Annotated in this window: 19 protein-coding genes; 6 read left to right on the top strand and 13 right to left on the bottom strand. The window is 70.4% G+C overall.

The genetic code is table 11. The features are described from left to right. The first annotated feature begins 31 nt into the window (after positions 1 to 31). Both Q9R27_RS08210 and Q9R27_RS08205 read left to right on the top strand, forming a co-directional pair. Positions 32 to 1,291, top strand: coding sequence for an MFS transporter (locus tag Q9R27_RS08210; RefSeq protein WP_311251874.1), 1,260 nt, complete (start codon positions 32 to 34; stop codon positions 1,289 to 1,291). A 36-nt stretch (positions 1,292 to 1,327) separates the two neighbouring features. Further along, positions 1,328 to 3,580, top strand: a complete 2,253-nt coding sequence (locus Q9R27_RS08205) for a glycoside hydrolase family 3 C-terminal domain-containing protein (protein WP_311251873.1) — start codon at positions 1,328 to 1,330, stop codon at positions 3,578 to 3,580. Positions 3,581 to 3,591: 11 nt separating this feature from the next. On the opposite strand, the gene Q9R27_RS08200 is transcribed toward Q9R27_RS08205, so the two are convergent. Continuing rightward, positions 3,592 to 4,326, bottom strand: a complete 735-nt coding sequence (locus Q9R27_RS08200; RefSeq protein ID WP_311251872.1) for a hypothetical protein — start codon at positions 4,324 to 4,326, stop codon at positions 3,592 to 3,594. A 132-nt stretch (positions 4,327 to 4,458) separates the two neighbouring features. On the opposite strand from Q9R27_RS08200, the gene Q9R27_RS08195 reads away from it, so the two are divergent. Beyond that, the gene (locus Q9R27_RS08195) at positions 4,459 to 5,730 is read left to right on the top strand and encodes a SpoIID/LytB domain-containing protein (protein WP_311251871.1); all 1,272 of its coding nucleotides are present in this window, start codon (positions 4,459 to 4,461) and stop codon (positions 5,728 to 5,730) included. A gap of 15 nt (positions 5,731 to 5,745) precedes the next feature. Here Q9R27_RS08195 and Q9R27_RS08190 read toward each other — a convergent pair whose 3' ends face one another. From Q9R27_RS08190 to Q9R27_RS08160, 7 genes are all read right to left on the bottom strand, one after another. Then, complete coding sequence (locus Q9R27_RS08190; protein WP_311251870.1) at positions 5,746 to 5,961, bottom strand: biotin/lipoyl-containing protein; 216 nt, start codon at positions 5,959 to 5,961, stop codon at positions 5,746 to 5,748. Further along, entirely contained in the window at positions 5,961 to 7,103 is a 1,143-nt protein-coding gene (locus Q9R27_RS08185) for a hypothetical protein (protein ID WP_311251869.1), read from the bottom strand. The genes Q9R27_RS08190 and Q9R27_RS08185 overlap by 1 nt, the downstream gene beginning before the upstream one ends. Continuing rightward, positions 7,093 to 7,731 (bottom strand): hypothetical protein, encoded by a 639-nt coding sequence (locus tag Q9R27_RS08180; RefSeq protein WP_311251868.1) that lies wholly within the window; start codon positions 7,729 to 7,731, stop codon positions 7,093 to 7,095. Before Q9R27_RS08180 ends, Q9R27_RS08185 begins: the two co-directional genes overlap by 11 nt. Next, complete coding sequence (locus tag Q9R27_RS08175) at positions 7,728 to 8,900, bottom strand: hypothetical protein (RefSeq protein WP_311251867.1); 1,173 nt, start codon at positions 8,898 to 8,900, stop codon at positions 7,728 to 7,730. Before Q9R27_RS08175 ends, Q9R27_RS08180 begins: the two co-directional genes overlap by 4 nt. A gap of 3 nt (positions 8,901 to 8,903) precedes the next feature. After that, positions 8,904 to 10,673, bottom strand: a complete 1,770-nt coding sequence (locus Q9R27_RS08170; RefSeq protein WP_397219662.1) for an acetyl/propionyl/methylcrotonyl-CoA carboxylase subunit alpha — start codon at positions 10,671 to 10,673, stop codon at positions 8,904 to 8,906. A 178-nt stretch (positions 10,674 to 10,851) separates the two neighbouring features. Then, on the bottom strand, positions 10,852 to 11,442 hold the full coding sequence (locus Q9R27_RS08165) for a hypothetical protein (RefSeq protein ID WP_311251865.1): 591 nt from the start codon (positions 11,440 to 11,442) through the stop codon (positions 10,852 to 10,854). Between the two features lie 21 nt (positions 11,443 to 11,463). After that, positions 11,464 to 12,690 (bottom strand): oxygenase MpaB family protein, encoded by a 1,227-nt coding sequence (locus Q9R27_RS08160; protein WP_311251864.1) that lies wholly within the window; start codon positions 12,688 to 12,690, stop codon positions 11,464 to 11,466. A 58-nt stretch (positions 12,691 to 12,748) separates the two neighbouring features. Here Q9R27_RS08160 and Q9R27_RS08155 point away from each other — a divergent pair, with 58 nt between their 5' ends. Further along, a complete protein-coding gene (locus tag Q9R27_RS08155; RefSeq protein WP_311251863.1) occupies positions 12,749 to 13,366 on the top strand; it encodes a TetR/AcrR family transcriptional regulator in 618 nt (205 codons plus the stop codon). Here Q9R27_RS08155 and Q9R27_RS08150 read toward each other — a convergent pair. Beyond that, positions 13,344 to 13,733 (bottom strand): MerR family DNA-binding transcriptional regulator, encoded by a 390-nt coding sequence (locus Q9R27_RS08150; RefSeq protein ID WP_311251862.1) that lies wholly within the window; start codon positions 13,731 to 13,733, stop codon positions 13,344 to 13,346. The two genes, Q9R27_RS08155 and Q9R27_RS08150, sit on opposite strands and share 23 nt — an antisense overlap. Before the next feature lie 83 nt (positions 13,734 to 13,816). Between Q9R27_RS08150 and Q9R27_RS08145 the strand changes: the two genes are divergently transcribed. Beyond that, positions 13,817 to 15,013: an acyl-CoA dehydrogenase family protein gene (locus tag Q9R27_RS08145; RefSeq protein ID WP_311251861.1), complete on the top strand. Its 1,197-nt coding sequence runs from the start codon at positions 13,817 to 13,819 to the stop codon at positions 15,011 to 15,013. A 66-nt stretch (positions 15,014 to 15,079) separates the two neighbouring features. Further along, positions 15,080 to 15,676, top strand: a complete 597-nt coding sequence (locus Q9R27_RS08140) for a GtrA family protein (RefSeq protein WP_311251860.1) — start codon at positions 15,080 to 15,082, stop codon at positions 15,674 to 15,676. On the opposite strand, the gene Q9R27_RS08135 is transcribed toward Q9R27_RS08140, so the two are convergent. The 4 genes from Q9R27_RS08135 to Q9R27_RS08120 all read right to left on the bottom strand — a co-directional run bounded on the left by Q9R27_RS08135 (position 15,641) and on the right by Q9R27_RS08120 (position 19,611). Then, complete coding sequence (locus Q9R27_RS08135; protein ID WP_311251859.1) at positions 15,641 to 16,237, bottom strand: nucleoside triphosphate pyrophosphatase; 597 nt, start codon at positions 16,235 to 16,237, stop codon at positions 15,641 to 15,643. The two genes, Q9R27_RS08140 and Q9R27_RS08135, sit on opposite strands and share 36 nt — an antisense overlap. A gap of 6 nt (positions 16,238 to 16,243) precedes the next feature. Further along, positions 16,244 to 17,938, bottom strand: a complete 1,695-nt coding sequence (locus tag Q9R27_RS08130) for a DUF885 domain-containing protein (RefSeq protein ID WP_311251858.1) — start codon at positions 17,936 to 17,938, stop codon at positions 16,244 to 16,246. 78 nt (positions 17,939 to 18,016) lie between these two features. Then, the gene (locus Q9R27_RS08125) at positions 18,017 to 18,598 is read right to left on the bottom strand and encodes a hypothetical protein (RefSeq protein WP_311251857.1); all 582 of its coding nucleotides are present in this window, start codon (positions 18,596 to 18,598) and stop codon (positions 18,017 to 18,019) included. Beyond that, positions 18,595 to 19,611, bottom strand: a complete 1,017-nt coding sequence (locus tag Q9R27_RS08120; protein ID WP_311251856.1) for a P1 family peptidase — start codon at positions 19,609 to 19,611, stop codon at positions 18,595 to 18,597. Before Q9R27_RS08120 ends, Q9R27_RS08125 begins: the two co-directional genes overlap by 4 nt. Positions 19,612 to 19,697 lie beyond the last annotated feature (86 nt).

The raw sequence follows: 19,697 nt of genomic DNA, 5'->3' as shown, positions 1-19,697 counted from the left end.
GAACGATACTCGGTTTTCAAGGCGGGAGTCCATGGCCACACCACAGCTGGTCGACGGCTCGACCGAGGGCCCGGTGGAGATCACCGGACCCCTGCGCCGGCTGATGTTCTGGACCACCCCGGCCAACATCGCCATGTTCGCGGTCTGGGGCGCGGTGCTGGCCGTGCTGTTGCCGATCCAGGTGGAGGCGTTCGACCCGGACCGCAAGGAGATCAACCTCGCGATCGTCACCTCCATCGGTGCCGTCTTCGCGATGCTCGCGCAACCGGTCGCCGGCGCCATCTCGGACCGGACCCGCTCGCGCTTCGGCCTCCGTACGCCGTGGATCGGCGGCGCCGCCGTGCTGGGGTTCTTCGCCTTCGTCGGCCTGGCCCTGGCCGACACCCTGGTCTGGGCCACGGTTGCCTGGTGCGCGGTCCAGACGGTCTACAACTTCGCCCAGGGGCCACTCAGCGCGATCCTGCCGGACCGGGTGCCGCGCGCCGTCCGCGGCCGCTTCGCCGCGCTGATCGGACTGGGCATGATGGTCGGCACGGTGCTCGGCCAGGGCTCGGCCACCCTCTTCGCGGACTCCGTGGGCCTGGGCTATGTCGTGCTGGCCGCACTGGTGGCCGTGGTCCTGGTCGCCTTCGTGGTGGCCAACCCGGAGCCGTCGACCGCTGCCGCGCCGGGGGCGCCGTTCGTGGTGGTCGACTTCCTGCGCACCTTCTGGGTCAACCCGCGGCGCCACCCGGACTTCGGCTGGGCGTTCCTCAGCCGGCTCTGCCTCTACACCGGGTTCAACATCGTGATGACCTACCAGCTCTACCTGCTCCAGGACTACATCGGCCTGACCCGCTCCGAGGCGGTCGGCCTGGTCCCCGTGGTCGGGCTGGTCAGCGTCGCCGGGATCCTGATCGGCACGCTGACCACCGGACCCGCCTCGGACCGGATCGGGCGGCGCAAGGCCTTCGTCGTTGCCGGTGCGTTCGTGGTGGCCGTCGCGATGGTGATCCCCTGGTTGTGGGCCACCGTCGGCGGCATCATCGGCTTCGGCTTCGTGGTCGGCCTCGGCTACGGCGTCTTCCAGGCCGTGGACACCGCCCTGATGAGTGAGGTGTTGCCCTCCTCGGACTCGTTCGCCAAGGACCTGGGCGTGGTCAACATCGCCCAGGTGCTGCCCCAGACGATCGCCCCGGCCGTGGCCGGCGCCGTGGTCGTCGGCTTCAGCTATGCCGCGCTCTTCCCGGTCGCGATCGCCTTCGCGCTGGCCGGCGGGATCACGGTGCTGCCCATCCGTTCCGTCCGCTGATCCCCGTCCAGATGAACCCGACCCAGGAGTGCCGTCGTGTCCCGTCCCACCCCGTCCGCCGCCGAAGTGGTGGCCTCGCTCAGCCTTGCCGAGAAGGCTTCCCTGCTCTCCGGGGCCGATTTCTGGAACACCCAGGGCATCGAGCGCGACGGGGAGCCGCAGGTGTCCTCGATCCTGCTCACCGACGGCCCGCACGGGCTGCGCAAGCAGACCGGTGGCGTCGACCACCTCGGGCTCGGTGACTCGGTCCCGGCCACCTGCTTCCCGCCTGCGGTGGCGATGGGCTCCTCCTTCGACGCGGACCTGGTCGCCCGGGTGGCCACCGCCATTGCCGCGGAGGCCCACCAGGAGGGCGTGGCCGTCGTCCTCGGCCCGGGGATCAACCTGAAGCGCTCACCCCTGTGCGGGCGCAACTTCGAGTACTTCTCCGAGGATCCGCTGCTCTCTGGCCTGCTCGGCACGGCGTACGTCGAGGCGCTGCAGGCAGCCGGGGTCGGCGCCTCGCTGAAGCACTTCGCGGTCAACAACCAGGAGCACGAACGGCTCCGGGTCTCGGCCGAGGTCGACGAGCGGACGCTGCGCGAGCTCTACCTGCGCTCCTTCGAACGCGTCGTACGGCGGGCGAAGCCGTGGACGGTGATGTGCTCCTACAACCGGATCAACGGAGTGCACGCCTCCCAGGACCCGTGGTTGCTGACCGAGGTGCTGCGCGGGGAGTGGGGCTTCGACGGACTGGTCGTCTCGGACTGGGGTGCCGTGGTGGATCGGGTTGCCGGTGTCGCGGCCGGACTCGATCTGGAGATGCCGGCCTGTGGCGGCATCACCGATGCCGAGGTGGTGGCCGCGGTGGAGCAAGGGCGCCTGGACGAGCAGTTCGTGGACCGGGCCGCCGAGCGGGTGGTGGCCCTGGTACAGCGCGCCGCTGCCGCGCGCGATGCCTCCCCGGCAACGTCTGAGGACTGGGTCGAGCGCCACCACGCGCTGGCCCGCGAGGCCGCGGCACGCTGCGTCGTACTGCTCCGCAACGAGCCCGCCGACGGTGCACCGCTGCTGCCGCTGCAGCCCGGTGCACGGGTCGCGGTGATCGGCGACATGGCGGTCGATCCGCGCTACCAGGGAGCCGGGAGTTCGCGGATCAATCCCACTCGGATCGACAACGCCCGCGACGCCCTGGTCGCCGCGCTGGGATCGGAGCAGGTCACCTCCGCTGGCAACGACCGGGTCGGGGCAGCCCGGGTGGCGGCTGCGGCAGACGTGGCCGTGGTCTTCCTCGGACTGCCACCCGAGGCAGAGTCCGAGGGGTTCGACCGCAGCCACATCGACCTGCCGCCCGAGCACCTGGCGCTGCTCGATGCCGTGCTCGACGTCCAGCCGCGCACCGTGGTGGTGCTCTCCAACGGTGGGGTGGTGGCACTGCCGTTCGCCGAGCGGGTCCCGGCCATCGTCGAGGGATGGGTGCTCGGCCAGGCCGGTGGCTCCGCGCTGGCCGACGTGCTCACCGGCGCGGTGAACCCCTCGGGCAGGCTGGCCGAGACGATCCCGCTCCGGCTGGCCGACACCCCCGCCTTCCTGGACTTCGGCGGCGAGCGCCTGAGGGTGCGCCACGGCGAGGGCGTCTTCGTCGGCTACCGCTGGTACGACGCCCGCGACATGCCGGTCCGCTACCCGTTCGGCCACGGCCTCTCCTACACCACCTTCGACTACGCCGGCCTGCGGATCGACGTCGAGGGCGACGAGGTAGTGGTCCGCGCCGAGGTGACCAACACCGGGCCCGTCGATGGTCGCGAGGTGGTCCAGGCCTATGTCGGCCTCGCCGACTCACACCTGGCCCGGCCACCACGCGAGTTCGCCGGCGTCGCCGTGGTCGAGGTGCCGGCGGGAGGCACGGTGCCGGTCGAGATCCGGATCGCCCGCGACGACCTGGCCCGGTGGTTCGCCGGGCTGGGCTGGCGCATCGAGGCGGGGGAGTACGACGTCCACCTGGGCGCCTCGAGCCGTGACCTGCGCCTGCACGGCTCCATGGCGATCCAGGCCGAGCCGATCGCCGAGCCACTCCACCTGGAGTCCACCGTGGCCGAGGTGCTCGCCAATCCGGTGGCCGGTCCGCTGGTCGCGGCAGGTCTGGCGGAGTTCGAGGGTGCCAGTGGCGAGGTCGAGGACGTGGAGGGGATGGCGCAGATGATGCTCCAGTTCCCGATCGGGCGGGTGGTGAAGATGTCCGGCGGCATGGTCGCTGCCGAGGACGTGATGGCCCTGCTGGAGGCAGCGAACGCCGAGACCGGTCCCTGAGCCGGGTCGGGTCAGGAATCCCCGGGCCGGGCCGCTGGCTGGTGTCGGGACGGCCGCGACGGTGCGGCCAGCACGGCGGCTTCCCACAGGCCGTCCATCATCGAGGCGAGCAGGAAGCCGGGGAAGGCCCGGTTCGCGGCGTACGTGCCGTAATAGCCGTCGACGTAGTTGCGGTACGTCGGGCCGCCGGCATACCAGGGCACCATCCGGTTGCCTCGGCGGACCTGGAGGGTGTCCGGTTCGGCGCCGGCGGTGAGCCGTTCGGCATCGGCGGGGCAGGCCGGAACCGGCACCCGCCGGCCTTCCCGGTTTGCCCAGGTGACCGTCGTCGACGACGGTCCGTGCATCGGGTTGAAGAAGCAGGGGGACCGACGCTCAGGTGGCTCCTGGTCGCCCATCCGGCAGACCACGCTGGTCATGGCGAAGCGGCCGTCCTCGAGCGCCCGGGCGACTTCGGCGAAATCCTCCGAGGCGGTGGTGTTCCCGAGCAGGTCGCTGGCGCGGCGGGAAGCGTCCAGGGCCTGCTGGTAGTCCTGCTGCGTCGGGGTGTCCAGCTCGGTGGAAAGGGTCTCGATGTGGAGCCGGTCCAGTTCCTCGGTGAACCGGGTGACGTCCGCCTCCACCACCCGGCGTTCTTGGGCGAATTCGGCGGCGCGCCGGTTGCGCTGGACCACGCGGCTGTTGACCAGGTGGACCGCGAGGGAGACGAGGACCACCAGGGCGATCAGGTTGAGGAAACCGAGCATGGGGCAGACGCTAGCAAGTCCGGTTCGCAATTACATCGTTGTAGTTTCAACCGATCCATTTACCCCGGTGCCGTGGCGTGATGGAATCAATTCACACCAGTCACATCCGCCACAGAAACACCTGGGATTCACATGCGTCGCACTTCCCTTGCCCTCGGCACGGCCTTCAGCGCCCTCCTCCTCGGCATCACCGGCGCCCTCACCGCTGCTTCCGGGGCCCCGGTGGCAGGGGTCGTCGGACTGGCAGCGAGCGCGGTCGCGGCGGACGTCACGGTGAACAAGACCTACAACATGCCCGCCACCGGCGCCGTGACCCTGAACGGTCACGGCTTCGGGCACGGCCACGGCATGTCCCAGTACGGCGCCGAGGGAGCAGCACGGCAGGGGAGGACCTGGCAGCAGATCCTCGCCTTCTACTACCCCGGGACCACCCTCTCCACGGCCACCGGATCGATCCGGGTCTGGCTGACTGCCGACACCGACCGCTTCGTCGAGGTGGCACCGCGCAGCGGATTGAAGGTCAACAACATCGACACCGGGGTGACCCTGACCCTCCCGACCAACATCGGGGCGAAGCGCTGGCGGCTCTCATCGGCCAGCAACGGCGTGAGCCGGATCGAGTTCCTGAACAGCAGCAACCACTGGCAGGTGTGGCGCAACAGCCCCGGGACCAATGAGTTCACCGCGGCCAACTCGATGGAGCTCTACATCGGGGGCAAGCCGGTCCGCTATCGCGGGGCGCTGCGCTCCGCGATCACCAACCCGGGAACCACGGCACGGCGTACGGTCAATGTCCTGCCCCTTGACCACTACCTGCAGGGCGTGGTGGCCAGCGAGATGCCAGCGACCTGGCACGCAAACGCGGTCCGCTCGCAGGCAGTCGCGGCACGTACCTACGCAGCCCGTCAGCGCCAATCCCCGCTCACGGCGCACTACGACATCTGCGACACCACCTCGTGCCAGGTGTACGGGGGCGTCGCGAAAGAACACGCCAACACCACTGCAGCGATCCGGGCCACCGCCGGTCAGGTCCTGACCCACGACGGCAAGCCCGCCTTCACCCAGTACAGCTCCAGCAACGGTGGCTGGACCTCAGCGAGCCCGAATGTCCCCTACATGCCCGCCAAGTCGGATCCCTATGACGGGTGGAGCGGCAACCCGAACCACGACTGGAGCATCCAGCTGGACGTGTCGCGCATCGAGAAGGCCTGGCCGGCGCTGGGCGATCTCAAGGCGATCCAGATCAAGACCCGCGACGGCAACGGCGAATGGGACGGGCGCGTCATGACGATGACGTTGCAGGGCTCCAAGGGCAACGTGAACGTCACCGGCAACACCTTCCGGATGACCCTGGGCCTGAAGTCGACCTGGTTCACCTTCGAACTCGCCAGCACGGGCTGCTGAACGGACCAGGCAGCGTCAGATCTCGAGCAGCAAGTCCCCGCCCTGGACTGAGCTCCCCGCGACCACTGCCACTCGGCGGACCGTGCCAGCGCACGGCGCGGTGACGGCGGCCTCCATCTTCATCGCCTCGATGCTGGCCAGCACGTCCCCGGCCAGCACGCGGTCACCGACCGTGACCAGCGGGGTCACCACGCCCAGGAACGGGGCGGTGACTGGTGTGGAGTGGCCCATCAGCGTCCACCTTGCAGTCGGCGGACCAGATCGGTCTCCAGCGCGCCATAGCCGGTCGAGGCCCACGGTTCGGCCGAGCTCTCGAAGTAGTGGACCGGCTTGCCGTCCTCCAGTACGTCGAGGACCTCGGGGGTGCTTCCCCGCTCGAGCGCCTTCTGGCAGGCGCGGCACAGCGGTGCGGTGATCGTGGCTGATCCCGAGGTGACCGCGTGGTTGCCGCTCGCGGCGCCGTGCAGCGGGTTGAGGAAGCAGGGCTTGGAGGGGACGTGCGGCTTGCCCGACCGAGCTGCGGCGAGTGCGTCGTGGCCCCGCCCGGCGAGCACGATCACCCCGACCACGTCGAGGATGCCGGGGTCTGCGGAGAGGATCTTGTCGGCCGCCTCGTAGTGGTCCAGTGCGGACTGCCAGGCGCTCCGGTCGTCGCCCTCGGCGATCTCCTCCGCATCGATCGCCTCGCCCAGGGCGAGCAGGTCCGCGCGGGCGCGCTGCTGCAGGGAGCGATCGCGCGCATCGCGGATCCGGTCCACGGCCGAGGCCGGCAGCACGAAGGCCCCCTGCTGCACCGTGCGTCGGGCGAATGCCTTGCGGACCAGCACCCAGAGCACGACCAGGAGCAGCAGTCCGCCCCCGACCGTGACCACCGGACTGAGGCCGGAATCCTCCGCCTCCCGCTCCGCTCGCATCTCCGCAGACCGGGCACTGACCTGGGCTGACCACTCCTCGTAGCGCTCCGCCAGGGTCCCCTCGGCCAGGATCCCGGTCAGGTCCACGAGCGTGGCCCCCACGTCCGACGTGTCGTTGTCCACGATCCAAGCGAGCCGCTCGGTCCGGTCACCAGTCGGGACGTCGTACTCACGATGGGTGAGCCGGAAGTGTTCATCGAAGACGTGCGAGGCGACGAAGTAGTGTCCCTCATCGCCGTACGCATCGTGGAGTCGGGTGACCAGTTCCTCGGGAGAGCCAGCCCAGACGTCCTTGGGCTCCAGGGTCACCGCGATCACGTGGACCGGTGCATCCACCTCGGCCAGGTTCGCCTCGATCTGCGCGATCTCCTCGTCGGAGACATGCTTGCGCATTCCCTCGTCGACGTAGAGACCGGTCTCGGTCAACGCCTGGTGGATGGCCTCGAGTTCATCCTCCATCGCGGATCCTCCTGACCTGGCGAGCAGCAACACTGGTGCCCCAGGCGGCCACCCCGGCCGCGGGCAGGCCGATCACGATGCCGAGGAAGACTCCCCAGCCCAGCCCGCCGTCGGGCTTCCGGTCCCACGGCTCGGATCCGTTTTCCTCCAGCTCTGCCAGCATGGCGAGCACGTGGGTGGTCACGTCCCCGGTGAACGACGGCGTGTCCAGGTCCTCGCGCAGTCCGTGGCCCCAGACCAGCCCGGAGTCCGGGCCCTGCCAAATGATGTAGATCGCCCGCTCCTCGCGCTCCCAGCCCAGGGTGCTCGCGGTGAGGTGCAGGGAGGGCAGCCCGGCGTCATAGCTGAACTGGCCGACGATGACGTACGTCGGCCAGGTGGCCTTGGCGGCTGCCTCCTCCAGTTGTGCCTGTTGCTCCTCGGAGACCATCGATCGTCCGTCGTCGAGCACGTGCACGTGACGGGTCTCGAAGGCGTCGATCACCTCGTGCATCCGGTCGCTGTCGGGAAGCGCCGGGGGATGGGGAGGACCGACCGGGCTGGCCAGGGCGTGGCCGACCCAGACCGCCAGTGCCGTCGGAAGCGCAGCGAGCAGCAGCGTGACGCCGAAGACCTGCCAGGCCCTCATCGTCGACCACCGTTCCGGCGTTGGGCCGCCACCTGGTCGGCGAAGTCATCGGCGAGTGCGCCGTATCCGGTGCGCGACCAGACCGAGGCCTGCTTCCAGTACGACGTGCCGGCACCGCGCTGGCCGCGGGGCACCAGGAGTCCTTCCGGCTCCTTGCCCTCCGAGACCTGGCCGGCGCACCGGGAACAGGCCGGCACGGTGAGGTTGGCAATCATTGCCTTCGTGTTCGCCCGGCCATGCCGGGGGTCGAAGAAGCACGGCCGCCAGTCGGTGCGACCGGCGAGGTGCCTGGTGGCAGTCGTGGCCAGCATGTCTGCCCCGATCACTTCGAGCAGGTCATCGCTGTCGCCCAGCTCCTCGGCCAGGTCGCGAGAGAGCGTGGCCCGGGCGAGCAGTTCGGTCTCGGCATCCGCCGCAGTGCGCAGGGCCTTGGAGAGGCGGCGCGTGGCGGTCCGGGCCTCGGACTGTGCCTCCTGGAGCGCCGTTGCCTCTGCTTGCCGTGCGTCGGTGCGGGCCGCGTCGCGGCGACGGGCGGGGCCAAGGCCGGGGACGATCCGGTCGGCCACGGGACGCAGCAGCACCATGGCGACGGCCCAGACGACCAGGCCAGCGATGATCGGGGTCGCGCTCAGCGGCCACGGGTCCGGGGGCTGCCAGAGGAAGTCGACGTCCCGGTCCTGGCGGACCAGGGCCATCCCGGGTTCCTGGCGGAGTGCGGCGTGGTCGCCCGGGCCGATCGTGTCCGGTGCGGCGGCCCGGACCAGCAGTGCTGCCTCGCCGGTCGGGGCCAGGCCGGAGTGCCGGTCGGCCTCCATCGCCTCGTTCTTGGCCCGGGAGGCCTCCATCTTGACGTCGAGGGCCTCCAGTTCGACGTCATAGGTGACCACGGTGGGCAGGCCGCCGGCGGAGACGACGTACACGCCGGGTTCATCCAGCCGGGCGTGCAGCAGGCGCGCCAGTTCGTCGCTGGCGCCCGACTCGGGCAGGTCCTTGAGGTCACCCGTGAGCGCGACGTACACCGTGAAGTCGAGGTCCTCGGTGTGCTCGCGGAGCCACGCGATGACCTCGTCGGTGTGGCCGTTGCCGGCGATCTGCTGGACCAGGATCGGGTCCTGCTCCAGCGCAGCGACGACTTCATCGACGGTGTCGATGTACCCGTCGTCGGGCATGGCTCAGTCCTTGAGTTCGCAGATCACGGCACCCTGGTTGACCGTGCCGCCGACCTCGGCGTCGAGACCGGTGACCGTGCCCGCCTTGTGTGCCTTGATCGGCTGCTCCATCTTCATCGCCTCGAGCACGACGATCACGTCGCCCTCGGCAACGCTCGCGCCCTCCTCGACGGCGACCTTGACGATGGTGCCCTGCATCGGGGAGGTGACAGCGTCACCGGAAGCAGCGGCACCGGACTTCTTGGCAGCCCGCTTCGGCTTCTTCGCGCCCGCGCCGCCGCCGGCGACGGCCAGGCCGCCCAGGCCACCGGGAAGCACGACCTCGAGTCGCCGGCCGCCGACCTCGACGGTGACCTTCTGCCGCTCGCCCTGCTCCTCGGCCTCGCCGGCCTCGCCAGCGAACGGCTCGATGTCGTTGACGAACTCGTTCTCGATCCAGGTGGTGTAGACGTCGAACGATCCCTCGCCCGATGCGTTGGAGGCACCGACGTACGCCGGCTCGTCGAGGACCTTGGTGAAGAACGGGATGATCGTCGGCATGCCGTCGACCCGGAACTCGGCCAGTGCGCGCTTGGAGCGGGCGATCGCCTGGGTCCGGTCGACGCCCTTGACGATCAGCTTCGCGACCAGGGAGTCGAAGGCGCCGGGGACGGTCTCGCCCTTCTCGTAGCCGGAGTCGAGGCGGATGCCCGGGCCGCTCGGGGGTGCCCACTCGGTCAGGGTGCCCGGTGCCGGCATGAAGTTGCGGCCTGCGTCCTCGGCGTTGATCCGGAACTCGATGGCGTGGCCGATGATCTCCGGGTCGTCGTAGCCGAGCTCCTCGCCCGCGGCGATCCGGAACATCTCCTGGACCAGGTCGATGCCGGTGACCTCCTCGGAGACGCAGTGCTCGACCTGGAGCCGGGTGTTGACCTCGAGGAAGGAGATGGTGCCGTCGGCGGCGACCAGGAACTCGCACGTGCCGGCGCCGACGTAGCCAGCCTCGCGCAGGATCGCCTTGGACGACTCGTAGAGGCGCTCGACCTGCTCGTCGGTCAGGAACGGCGCGGGGGCCTCCTCGACCACCTTCTGGTGGCGGCGCTGCAGCGAGCAGTCGCGGGTGGAGACCACGACCACGTTGCCGTGCTGGTCGGCCAGGCACTGGGTCTCGACGTGGCGGGGGCGGTCCAAGAACTTCTCCACCAGGCACTCACCGCGACCGAACGCACCGACCGCCTCACGGGTCGCCGACTCGAAGAGCTCGGGGATCTCCTCCATGGTGCGGGCCACCTTGAGGCCGCGGCCACCGCCGCCGTAGACGGCCTTGATCGCGACCGGCAGGCCGAACTCCTCGGCCAGGGCGACGACCTCGTCGGCGTCCTTGACCGGGTCCTTGGTGCCGGGGGCCAGTGGTGCGTTGGCGCGCTCGGCGATGTGCTTCGCCTTGGCCTTGTCGCCCAGGGCGTCGATCGCCTCGGGGGAGGGGCCGATCCAGATCAGCCCGGCGTCGAGCACGGCCTGGGCGAACTCGGCGTTCTCGGCCAGGAAGCCATAGCCGGGGTGGACAGAGTCGGCACCGGAGGCCTTCGCGACGTCGATGATCTTGGTGATGTCGAGGTAGGTGTCGGCGGGGGTGGCGCCGCCCAGTGAGTGCGCCTCGTCGGCGAGGCGGACGAAGAGGGCGTCCCGGTCGGCGTCGGCGTACACGGCGACCGACCCGATGCCGGCGTCCTTGCATGCGCGGATCACGCGGACCGCGATCTCGCCGCGGTTGGCGATGAGGACCTTCTGCAAGGGCTTGATCTCGGGCACGAACACTCCTCGGCTGCTGCGATGGGGACGGCGCGCGCGGCGCGCGCCACCCACGGAGTCTAGGGGCAGCCCCGGACCCGGCGTTGACCGGTTCCGGTCCATGGATCCTTACTGGACGGTAATCGAAGGTGCCTCACGCATCGGGTCGCCCGATGGCGGCTCAGAGCACCCAGTGCCAGAACCGCGACCCGCCCCCGGGGCGCCCGGGCGGCCCGAGCACGGTGGCGACCAGGACCAGGGCGAGTTCGTCGCGGTGGTCGTGTGCGTTGCCGGCGAAGCGGATCCGGTAGGTGGGACCGGCGTCGGCGGCGAAGGAGCGCATCGCGACGCCCGTACGCCGCAGGGTGGCCAGGGCGGTGTCCTCGCGCCGGACCGTGGTCCGCCGACGACTCTCGTGGCGGACCTCGTAGGACCGGTCGGTGAAGTGGATGCTCCCGGTGCGGAAGCGACGCCGCATGCCCTTCTCCCGGCCGTTGTCGATGACCGCAGTGGTGCCGTCGGCCAGGATGGCCAGGATCGGCTCGCCGCCCTGGCGCAACACGCCCCGCCCGGAGCGCCAGGCGGCGGTGTCGACTCCCTCGTCGACGGCGGAGACCAGGTCCCCGAGGAGGCCGGGGGCCGGTCTCCGGGTGGCGGCATCGGGATGGGGCTGCAGGCGCGCCTGCTCGAATCCGCTGGGATCGTGCAGGACGAGGGTGAGGGTGTCCGACTCGAAGGTGGCCCGCCAGGGCAGGGGCTCGGTCCAGGACATGGCCCCCACACTAGGGGTCGCTCAGGCCGGGATCGGGCCGACTCCGTGTCGGGAGGCTCCCTCCTCGCCGAAGATCCGCCGGCACTCGCGGGCAATGGAGGTGTTGCCGCGACGCACGGTCAGCCCGTCCGTACCCGGGATCCGGCCCAGCACCTGGCTCAGCGGCAGGTTGACCGCGCAGCGCCACAGGGTGAACCAGGGTGGCCGGGCGGGCAGCCCGAGGTCGCGCATCGCGCCGGGGCCCAGGAGTCCGGTGGCGATGCTCAGGGTCCGTTCCCGCTCGAACCACTTGGCGGCCGGGCTGCCCGGTCCGGTGTCGACGGCGTCGATCAGGGACCGGGCCAGGAGCCGGGTGTTCTGGTCCGGCCCCGGGTCGCCGGCCAGGAACTGGTAGAGCAGGCGGCGCCCGATCCGCTCGGTGCGCGGCAGCCACTGCTCGTCCACGCCCATCAGCCAGCCGACGTAGGACCACAGGTGCATGATCGCCTCGCTGTCGCGGCGGCTGACCCGCAGGCCGAAGAGCCGGGCATGCAACAGGAAGCTGGTGCTGAAGACACCCAGGGTGCTGGCCTGGTCGTACTGGTTGATCGGGACGCCGCGCAGGTCCCAGTCCCAGGTGGGGTCCTGCTCGAGTTGGTCGTTGACGAAGGCGTGCATGATCCGCACGTGGACCGACAGGCGCCATCCTTCCGCGCCTGGCGCCAGGCCGCCCGGGGCAGTCACGGCGATCCACCAGGCGGTGGTCTCGTTGAGCCGGCGCTGTCCCTCTTCGCCGGTCAACCTGCCGGTGCGCACCAGCGGTTCGAGCGCAGCGGCCGTGCGATAGCCGCCGAGCAGCGAGCCGAGGCCGAGCACGCGCAGCCCGTCGACGCCGAGGCGCCGGCAGGCGCGGGCGCCGCGCTCGAGCAGGTCGTCGCGGACCCAGGCGGGGCGCGGTGCCAGGTGGTCGAAGAAGTCGCGCAGGGCGGCCGGGGAGTCGTCGGTGACGCCGGCGTCGAGGGCGGCGCGGATCTGCTTCATGGTGACGGTGCGGTCTTCACGTACGGCGCGGACCAGCGCGGCTGCCGGCTCGTCACGGCGGAGCAGGCCAGCCTTGAGTTGCTCGACCTCCTCCGGGCTCGGCCGGGCTCCCGGCCCTGCCACGAGCCGGAGCGGGGCTGCGGCCCGCTCGGACCACGCCGGGTCGGCGCGGTAGCGGCTCGGCACGGGACGGTCGATCGGTGGGTGGAGTTCTGCGGCCTGGGTCATGGAGACAGAGTAAAGTGAGTAATTGCTCGTTTTCTACTCGCATCCAGGAGGCGACCAGATGGCGCAACGCACCCGCAATGCTCCGGTCCAGAGCAGGTCGAAGGAGACCGTGGAGCGGATCCTCGATGCGACTGCTCGGATTCTCGAGCAGCGGGGGTACGGCGGCCTGACCACCAATCATGTCGCTGCCGAGGCGGGGGTGAGCGTGGGTTCGCTCTATCGCTGGTTCGCCGACAAGCAGTCCCTGGTGGAGGCGTTGCGGCAACGCACCAACGACCGGATCCTGGCCGAGCTCTCGGCCGCGATGGTGGCCACCGCCCCGCTCCCCAGCCGGGAGGCGGTCGGGGCCGTGGTCAATGCGCTGGTCGAGCAGTTGCGCGAGCATGCGGCGGTCGTCGGCGCCCTGCTTCGCGAGTCGCCGATGGGCACGCACCAGAACGTGCTGCCCGACGTCGAGCAGCGCCTTGCCGGCTATGTGCGGGTCTTCGTCCTCCAGCACGCACCGGAGCTGGGTGATTCCGAGCGGGAGACCAGGATCCACCTCGCCATGGGGATCACCCTGGCTGCCTGCATGCGCGCGGTCTTCGACTGCCCCGACGGGGTGGATCCGGAGCGACTCGTCACGATGACCGCAGACCTGCTCGCGCTCGGCCTCACCGTTCCCGGCCCGTCCTGATCGCCCGCAACTCCTCGCGGCAGCGCGCGGCGATCTGGTCCAGGTCGGCCAGGGTGGTGTCGATGTCGCGCCGTTGTTGCTCGAGTGCTTCCCGGCGGAGCCGGCTCTGCTCGATGAGGAACTCCAGTTGCCCGGCCTCGCCCGGCGGCTCGTCGTACATGTTGACGATGGTCGCGATCTCGTCGAGCGAGAAGCCGACCCGCTTGCCCCGCAGGATCAACTCCAGCCGGATCCGGTCGCGCTGGTGGTACTCGCGCACCTGTCCGCGCCGGACGGGGCGCAACAGGCCCAGTTCCTCGTAATGGCGCAACGTGCGCAGGGTGACGGCGTACTCGTCGGCGAGCTCGCGGATCGACCAGGTGGCCATGCTGCGCTCCTTGCCTTACGTTGACGTAAGCGTAGGACCATGGCCTGCGTACGCCGAACCCGAGCCCGACCCGAAGGGGTGTCATGTCTTTCGAGCTGTCCCGTGAGCACGAGGAATTCCGCGCATCGGTCCGCGACTTCGCCGAGGCCGAGGTCGCGCCGCACGTGGCCCAGTGGGACCGCGACCACCACTTCCCGGTCGACGTGGTGCACCGGATGGGCGCGCTCGGGTTCTTCGGGCTGACCTCGCCCGAGGAGTACGGCGGCGCCGGCCTGGCCCCCGAGGACGGCCCGTTCACCTCGCTCTGCCTGGCCATCGAGGAGCTCGGCCGGGTCGACCAGTCGATCGGGATCACCCTCGAGGCCGGGGTCGGCCTGGGCATCAACCCGATCCTCACCTACGGCACCACGGAGCAGAAGGAGCAGTGGCTGCCCGATCTGGTCGCCGGCCAGCGGCTGGCGGGCTTCGGGCTGACCGAGCCCGGTGCCGGATCGGACGCCGGCGCGACCAGGACCAAGGCCGAACTGGTCGGTGGTGAATGGGTGGTCAACGGCGCCAAGCAGTTCATCACCAACTCCGGCTCCGCGATCACCTCACTGGTCACCGTGACCGCCCGCACCGGCACCCGCGAGAACGGAAGTCCGGAGATCAGCACGATCATCGTGCCGGCCGGCACGCCCGGCTTCACCGCCGAGAAGGGCTACGACAAGCTCGGCTGGCACATCTCCGACACCCACCCGCTCACCTTCGTCGATGCCAAGGTCCCCGAGGCCAACCTGCTCGGCGAGCGGGGCCGTGGATATGCCCAGTTCCTGGCCACGCTCGACGACGGCCGGGTCGCCATCGCGGCACTGGCCGTGGGCCTGGTCCAGGCATGCCGCGACCTGTGCGTCGAGTACGCACTGGACCGCCAGACGATGGGCGGGCCGATCGGGCGCAAGCAGGGCGTCGCCTTCCAGATCGCCGACCTCGACGTGATGCTCCAGGCGGGCCGGCTGCTCACCTACAAGGCAGCCGCGATGCGCGATGCGATGGTCGACGGCGCCGGGCCGTCGGCGAAGGAGTTCAAGCAGGCCGCCTCCATCGCCAAGCTCTACACCTCCGAGTCGGCCGTCACCGCCACCCGGATCGCCACCCAGGTCTTCGGCGGCTACGGCTTCATGGAGGAGTACCCGGTGGCCCGCTTCTATCGCGACGCCAAGATCCTGGAGATCGGGGAGGGCACTTCCGAGGTCCAGCGGATGCTGATCGCCCGCGGCCTCGGCCTGCCGGTCGAATGATGGCGCGGACCATTGGTTGGGTTGCCCCACCGTCGTGGCCGAGGCAGTGAAGTAGCCTTGTCGACCATGGGTCCGCGCGCCAGACGTCTCATCGACGAGACACTGCGCTTCCTCGCCGTCGGCGGGGTGGCGACGCTGGTGGCATTTGTCATCTTCAACGTGCTCTCCCACGGCTTCTACGTCTTCGACGACCCGCCCCTGCACGGGCACCCGACGCTCTCCTACGTGATCGCCAACTCGATCGGCATGGTGATCAGTTATCGCGGCACCAAGATGTGGGCGTTCAAGCACCGCGAGACCGCACTGGCCGATGGTGGCCTGACGGCGTACGTCGCGATCAACCTGGCCACCATGACGCTGCCCATCGGGTGCCTGTGGATCAGCCGGAACATCCTCGACCTGGACTCGGCCTACTCGGACAACATCGCGGCCAACGTGGTCGGCCTGGGGCTGGGCACGATCGCCCGCTTCTACCTCTTCCGCCAGGTCATCTTCAGCCAGAAGAACTACGCTCCAGCCGCGCTCGTCGGCACCAGCACGCTGCCGCTGCCCGGCAACCAGGTGATCACCCACCGGGTCCGCGGTGAGGGGGACGAAGCGCCTGCGGGCGAACCCCGTGGCGAGGAGTCAGCCTCCCCAGAGCCCGACCCACGACAACCCTAGGTCCAGCACCAGTTGGCGTAGCAGCGGCAGGCTCACCCCGATCACGTTGTGGTGGTCGCCCTCGATGGCACGGACGAAGGCACCGCCGAACCCGTCGATGGTGAAGGCGCCGGCAACCTGCAGCGGTTCACCGGTGGCGACGTACGCCGTGATCTCGTCGTCGGAGACGTCGGCAAAATGGATCGTCGTCGACCCGGTCGCCGCCACCACTCGGCCACTCGGCACGTGGTGCAGCGCATGGCCGGAGTGGAGCACGCCGCTGCGACCGCGCATCGCCCGCCAGCGGGCCGCAGCCACCTCGGGGGTGCCGGGCTTGCCCAGCGCCTCGCCGTCCAGTTCCAGCACCGAGTCGCACCCGAGCACGAGCACGTCGCGCCCGGCGACCCGCTCGGCCACCGCGGCGGCCTTCAGGCCGGCGAGTTCCTGGGCCAGTGAGGCTGGGGCCAGGTCGCCCACGCCGTCCTCGTCGACGCCGGAGACGATCACCTCCGGCTCGATCCCGGCCCGCCGCAGGGTGGTCAGCCGGGCCGGGGAGGCACTGGCCAGGATCAGCGTCGTCATGGCGCCTCAGATCCGGGCCAGCGCGGCGCGCAGCGGGTCGAGGCCCAGGGAGCCCAGGTCGAGGGCCTGGCGGTGGAAGGCGATCAAGTCGAAGTCGGTGCCCTTGCGGGCCCGGGCCTCCTCGCGTGCCTGGAGCCAGATCCGTTCCCCGACCTTGTAGGACGGCGCCTGGCCCGGCCAGCCGAGGTAGCGGTTCACCTCGAAGACGATCGTCGGGTCGTCCATCCGGCAGTGCAGGCGCATGAACTCCAGGCCCAGCGCGGGGGTCCACCGTTCACCCGGGTGGAAGGCGGCGCCGCCGGCGCCGAGGCGGTTGTCGCGCGGGATCTCCAGTTCGAGGTGCATGCCGATGTCCACGATCACCCGGGCCGCGCGCATGCACTGCCCGTCGAGCATGCCGAGCCGGTCGGCCGGGTCCTCGAGGTAGCCGAGGTCGGCCATCAGGCGTTCGGCGTACAGCGCCCACCCCTCGCCGTGGCCGCTGACCCAGCACATCAGCCGCTGCCAGCGGTTGAGCAGGTCGCTGCGGAAGGCGGTCTGGCCGATCTGCAGGTGGTGGCCGGGCACGCCCTCGTGGAAGACGGTGGTCACCTCGCGCCACGGCGAGAACGTCTCGATGCCGTCCGGCACCGACCACCACATCCGGCCCGGTCGGCTGAAGTCCTCCGAGGGGCCGGTGTAGTAGATCCCGCCGTCGTTGGTCGGGGCGAGCATGCACTCGATGCGGCGTACTGGTTCGGGGATGTCGAAGTGGACGCCGGTCATCTCGGAGATGGTCCGGTCGGCGAGTTCTTGCATCCAGGTGCGGAACTCCTCACGTCCATGGATCTGCCGGGCCGGATCCGCATCCAGGGTCGCCACGGCCTCGTCGATGCCGGCGCCGGGGAGGATGTGGTCAGCGACGGTGCGCATCTCGTCCACGATCCGTTGCAGTTCGTCCCATCCCCAGGCATAGGTCTGGTCGAGATCGACCGTGGCGCCGAGGAAGCGCCGTGACGCCAGGGCGTAGTGGTCGCGACCGACCGCCTCGTTGCTCCGTCCGCGTGGCTCCATCTCGTCGGTGAGGAACATCGCGAAGTCGGCCATCGCCCGGGTCGCTGCGCGGGCGTTCGCCTGGAGTTCGCCCACCAGTGCACCGTCGACGTCGCAGCCGGCCACCAGTCGGGCGAAGACGTCACCGCCGGTGCCGCTCGCGCCGGTCCATGCCTCGACCTGGGTGGCGACCTCGGCGTACTGCCGGGCCGCGGCGACGCGCCCCTTGTTCGCCTCCTCGGCCAGGGTGATCCGGTAGTCCTGCAGTGCCCGGGGTACGCCGGCCAGGCGGGCGTTGATGTTGCTCCATGCTTCCTCGCCCTCCGTCGGCATCAGGTCGAAGACCTGGCGCAATTCGTGCAGGCCACTGCTGATCACTGAGAAGTCGCTGCGCACCAGGCCCGCCTCGGCGCATTCCACGTCCAGGCCCAGGCGCTCGAGGAAGGCATCGCGGGCGACGGCTTCCCGCTCGTCGACCGGCGTCGCGTCCTTGGCCGCAGCCAGCGCGGTGCGGGTCAACTCCTCCCGTGCGGCGTAGCCGTCGGGGGAGAGGTCGGTGAGTTGGTGGTCATGCCCCGCGATGCCCAGATAGGTGGCAGTGAGCGGATCGAGCGCCGCATGATCGGCGACGTACTGATCGGAAATGGCATCGACGGGGCGCTGGGTCACCGCGCCAGTCTAGGGCCCGGACCGCGGGAGACCGGGGCATGCAACCTTCTCCGTCTCCTACCGGCGCCTGGACGCCGTTCAGTCCAGCGATCGCAAGTGCCGCAGCACCGCACGACCCCGTGGGGAGAGGCGATATCCGGGGCGCAGGCTCTCGGTGAGCCCGAGCTCCTTGAGCCGTCGGATGTCGGCCTTGAACGGGAGCTTGGTGCGGCCGACGTCCGCGGCGATGGTCTCGGCCAGCTCGCCCGGGCGGGCATCGATGAGCTCCAGATGGGATCGGGTCCACGGGCCGTGCTTGCTCCGGGAGTCCATCGCTGCCAACGTCTCCACGATCTCGGCACGTTGCCTGGGACCGAGTCGGGAGCGCTCCCGCAACGCCACGCGTTCGTCGACGCCGGCCCAGACGAGCCGGCCCCGATAGACGTCGCCTTCCTTGTGTTCCAGGCGGGCAAGGAGTTCATCGAGGGGGAGACCGGAGCGGAGGGCGTCCTCGTGGGTGATCGTGGCCGGGTCGACCACGTCCACTTCGTCGAACCTGACCACACCGACGGCGGTCCGTTGCGATCCGCCGACGCGGTGCATGGGTCGGGTCCAGCGCCGGAAGGCCAGGTCCAGCTTCCCGGCGACGACGCCGTCGAGGACGGAACGAGGGATCATCATGGCGCAAGCGCGGAGCCGAACGCGTCCCGGAAGCTGCGCATGCCCCCGGCGCTCTCGGCCGCGAGGACGGCGCGCCCCACGGCGCGGGTCACGCAGTCCGCGGCGGCGCCGAGCAGGTCCTGGAAGCCGAGCAGGTCCATTGGGTCGCGGGCGCAGGTGGCCAGGGTGAAGAGGGTGTCGCCGTCCAGCATGGTGTGCACCGGGTTGATCGCCCGGGCCAGTCCGTCGTGGCCGATCCCGGCGACCTTGGCGCACTGGGCCTTGGTCAGGGTGGCGTCGGTGGCGATCACCCCGATCGTGGTGGCCAGCGGAGGCTTGAGCAGCGCCGGGTCGTTGGCAGCCCGTTCCCTGGCCGCGGCGAGCTCATCGGGGTCGGGCAGGTCGAGCAGCGGCAGGTCCCCGGGCAGGCAGTGCCGGGCGGCGTACAGTTCCCCGGTCTCGGGGTCGACCGTGGAGCCCACCGCGTTGACGGCAACCAGGGCGCCCACCGTGGTGCCGTCCGGAAGCACGGCGGAAGCCGACCCGATGCCGCCCTTGAGCCCGCCGGCCCGGGCTCCGGTGCCGGCTCCGTGGTTACCGAGCTCGACCGGTGCCGCACTGGCCGCGTCGTACGCCGCCGTCCCGAGGGTGGCGTCGGGGTGGTTGGCGAACGTTCCACCGCGGCCCAGGTCATAGAGCACAGCAGCCGGCACGATCGGGACGACCTCGCCGGGCCCGCCCATCGGGAAGCCGATCCCGGCGGCGAAGAGGCGTTGCACCACCCCGTCGACGGCGGCCAGGCCGAGCGCCGAGCCACCCGTCAGCACGACTGCGTGGACGCGCTCGACGAGGTTGCGTGGGTCGAGCAGGTCCGTCTCCCGCGTGCCGGGACCACCACCGCGCACGTCGACCCCGGCCACCGCTCCCTCGGACGGGGTCAGCACCACCGTGGAGCCGCTGAGCCACCCGTCCTGGACGCGCTCCGCCTGGCCGACCCGGATCCCGGGAACGTCAGTGATGCAGTTCTTCGCCATGGGCCCCAGTATGGCGGTCGACTGGGGCGGGGCGACCCTGGCCGGAGGCGTTATCGGGTGGACTTCCAGTCATGTGGTGACTGCAA

The sequence above is a fragment of the Nocardioides sp. AE5 genome (genome assembly GCF_031844485.1).
In the GTDB taxonomy this organism is placed as follows: domain Bacteria; phylum Actinomycetota; class Actinomycetes; order Propionibacteriales; family Nocardioidaceae; genus Nocardioides.
The sequence above is the reverse complement of the archived record's forward strand: the minus strand, read 5'-3'. Positions and strand labels throughout refer to the sequence as shown.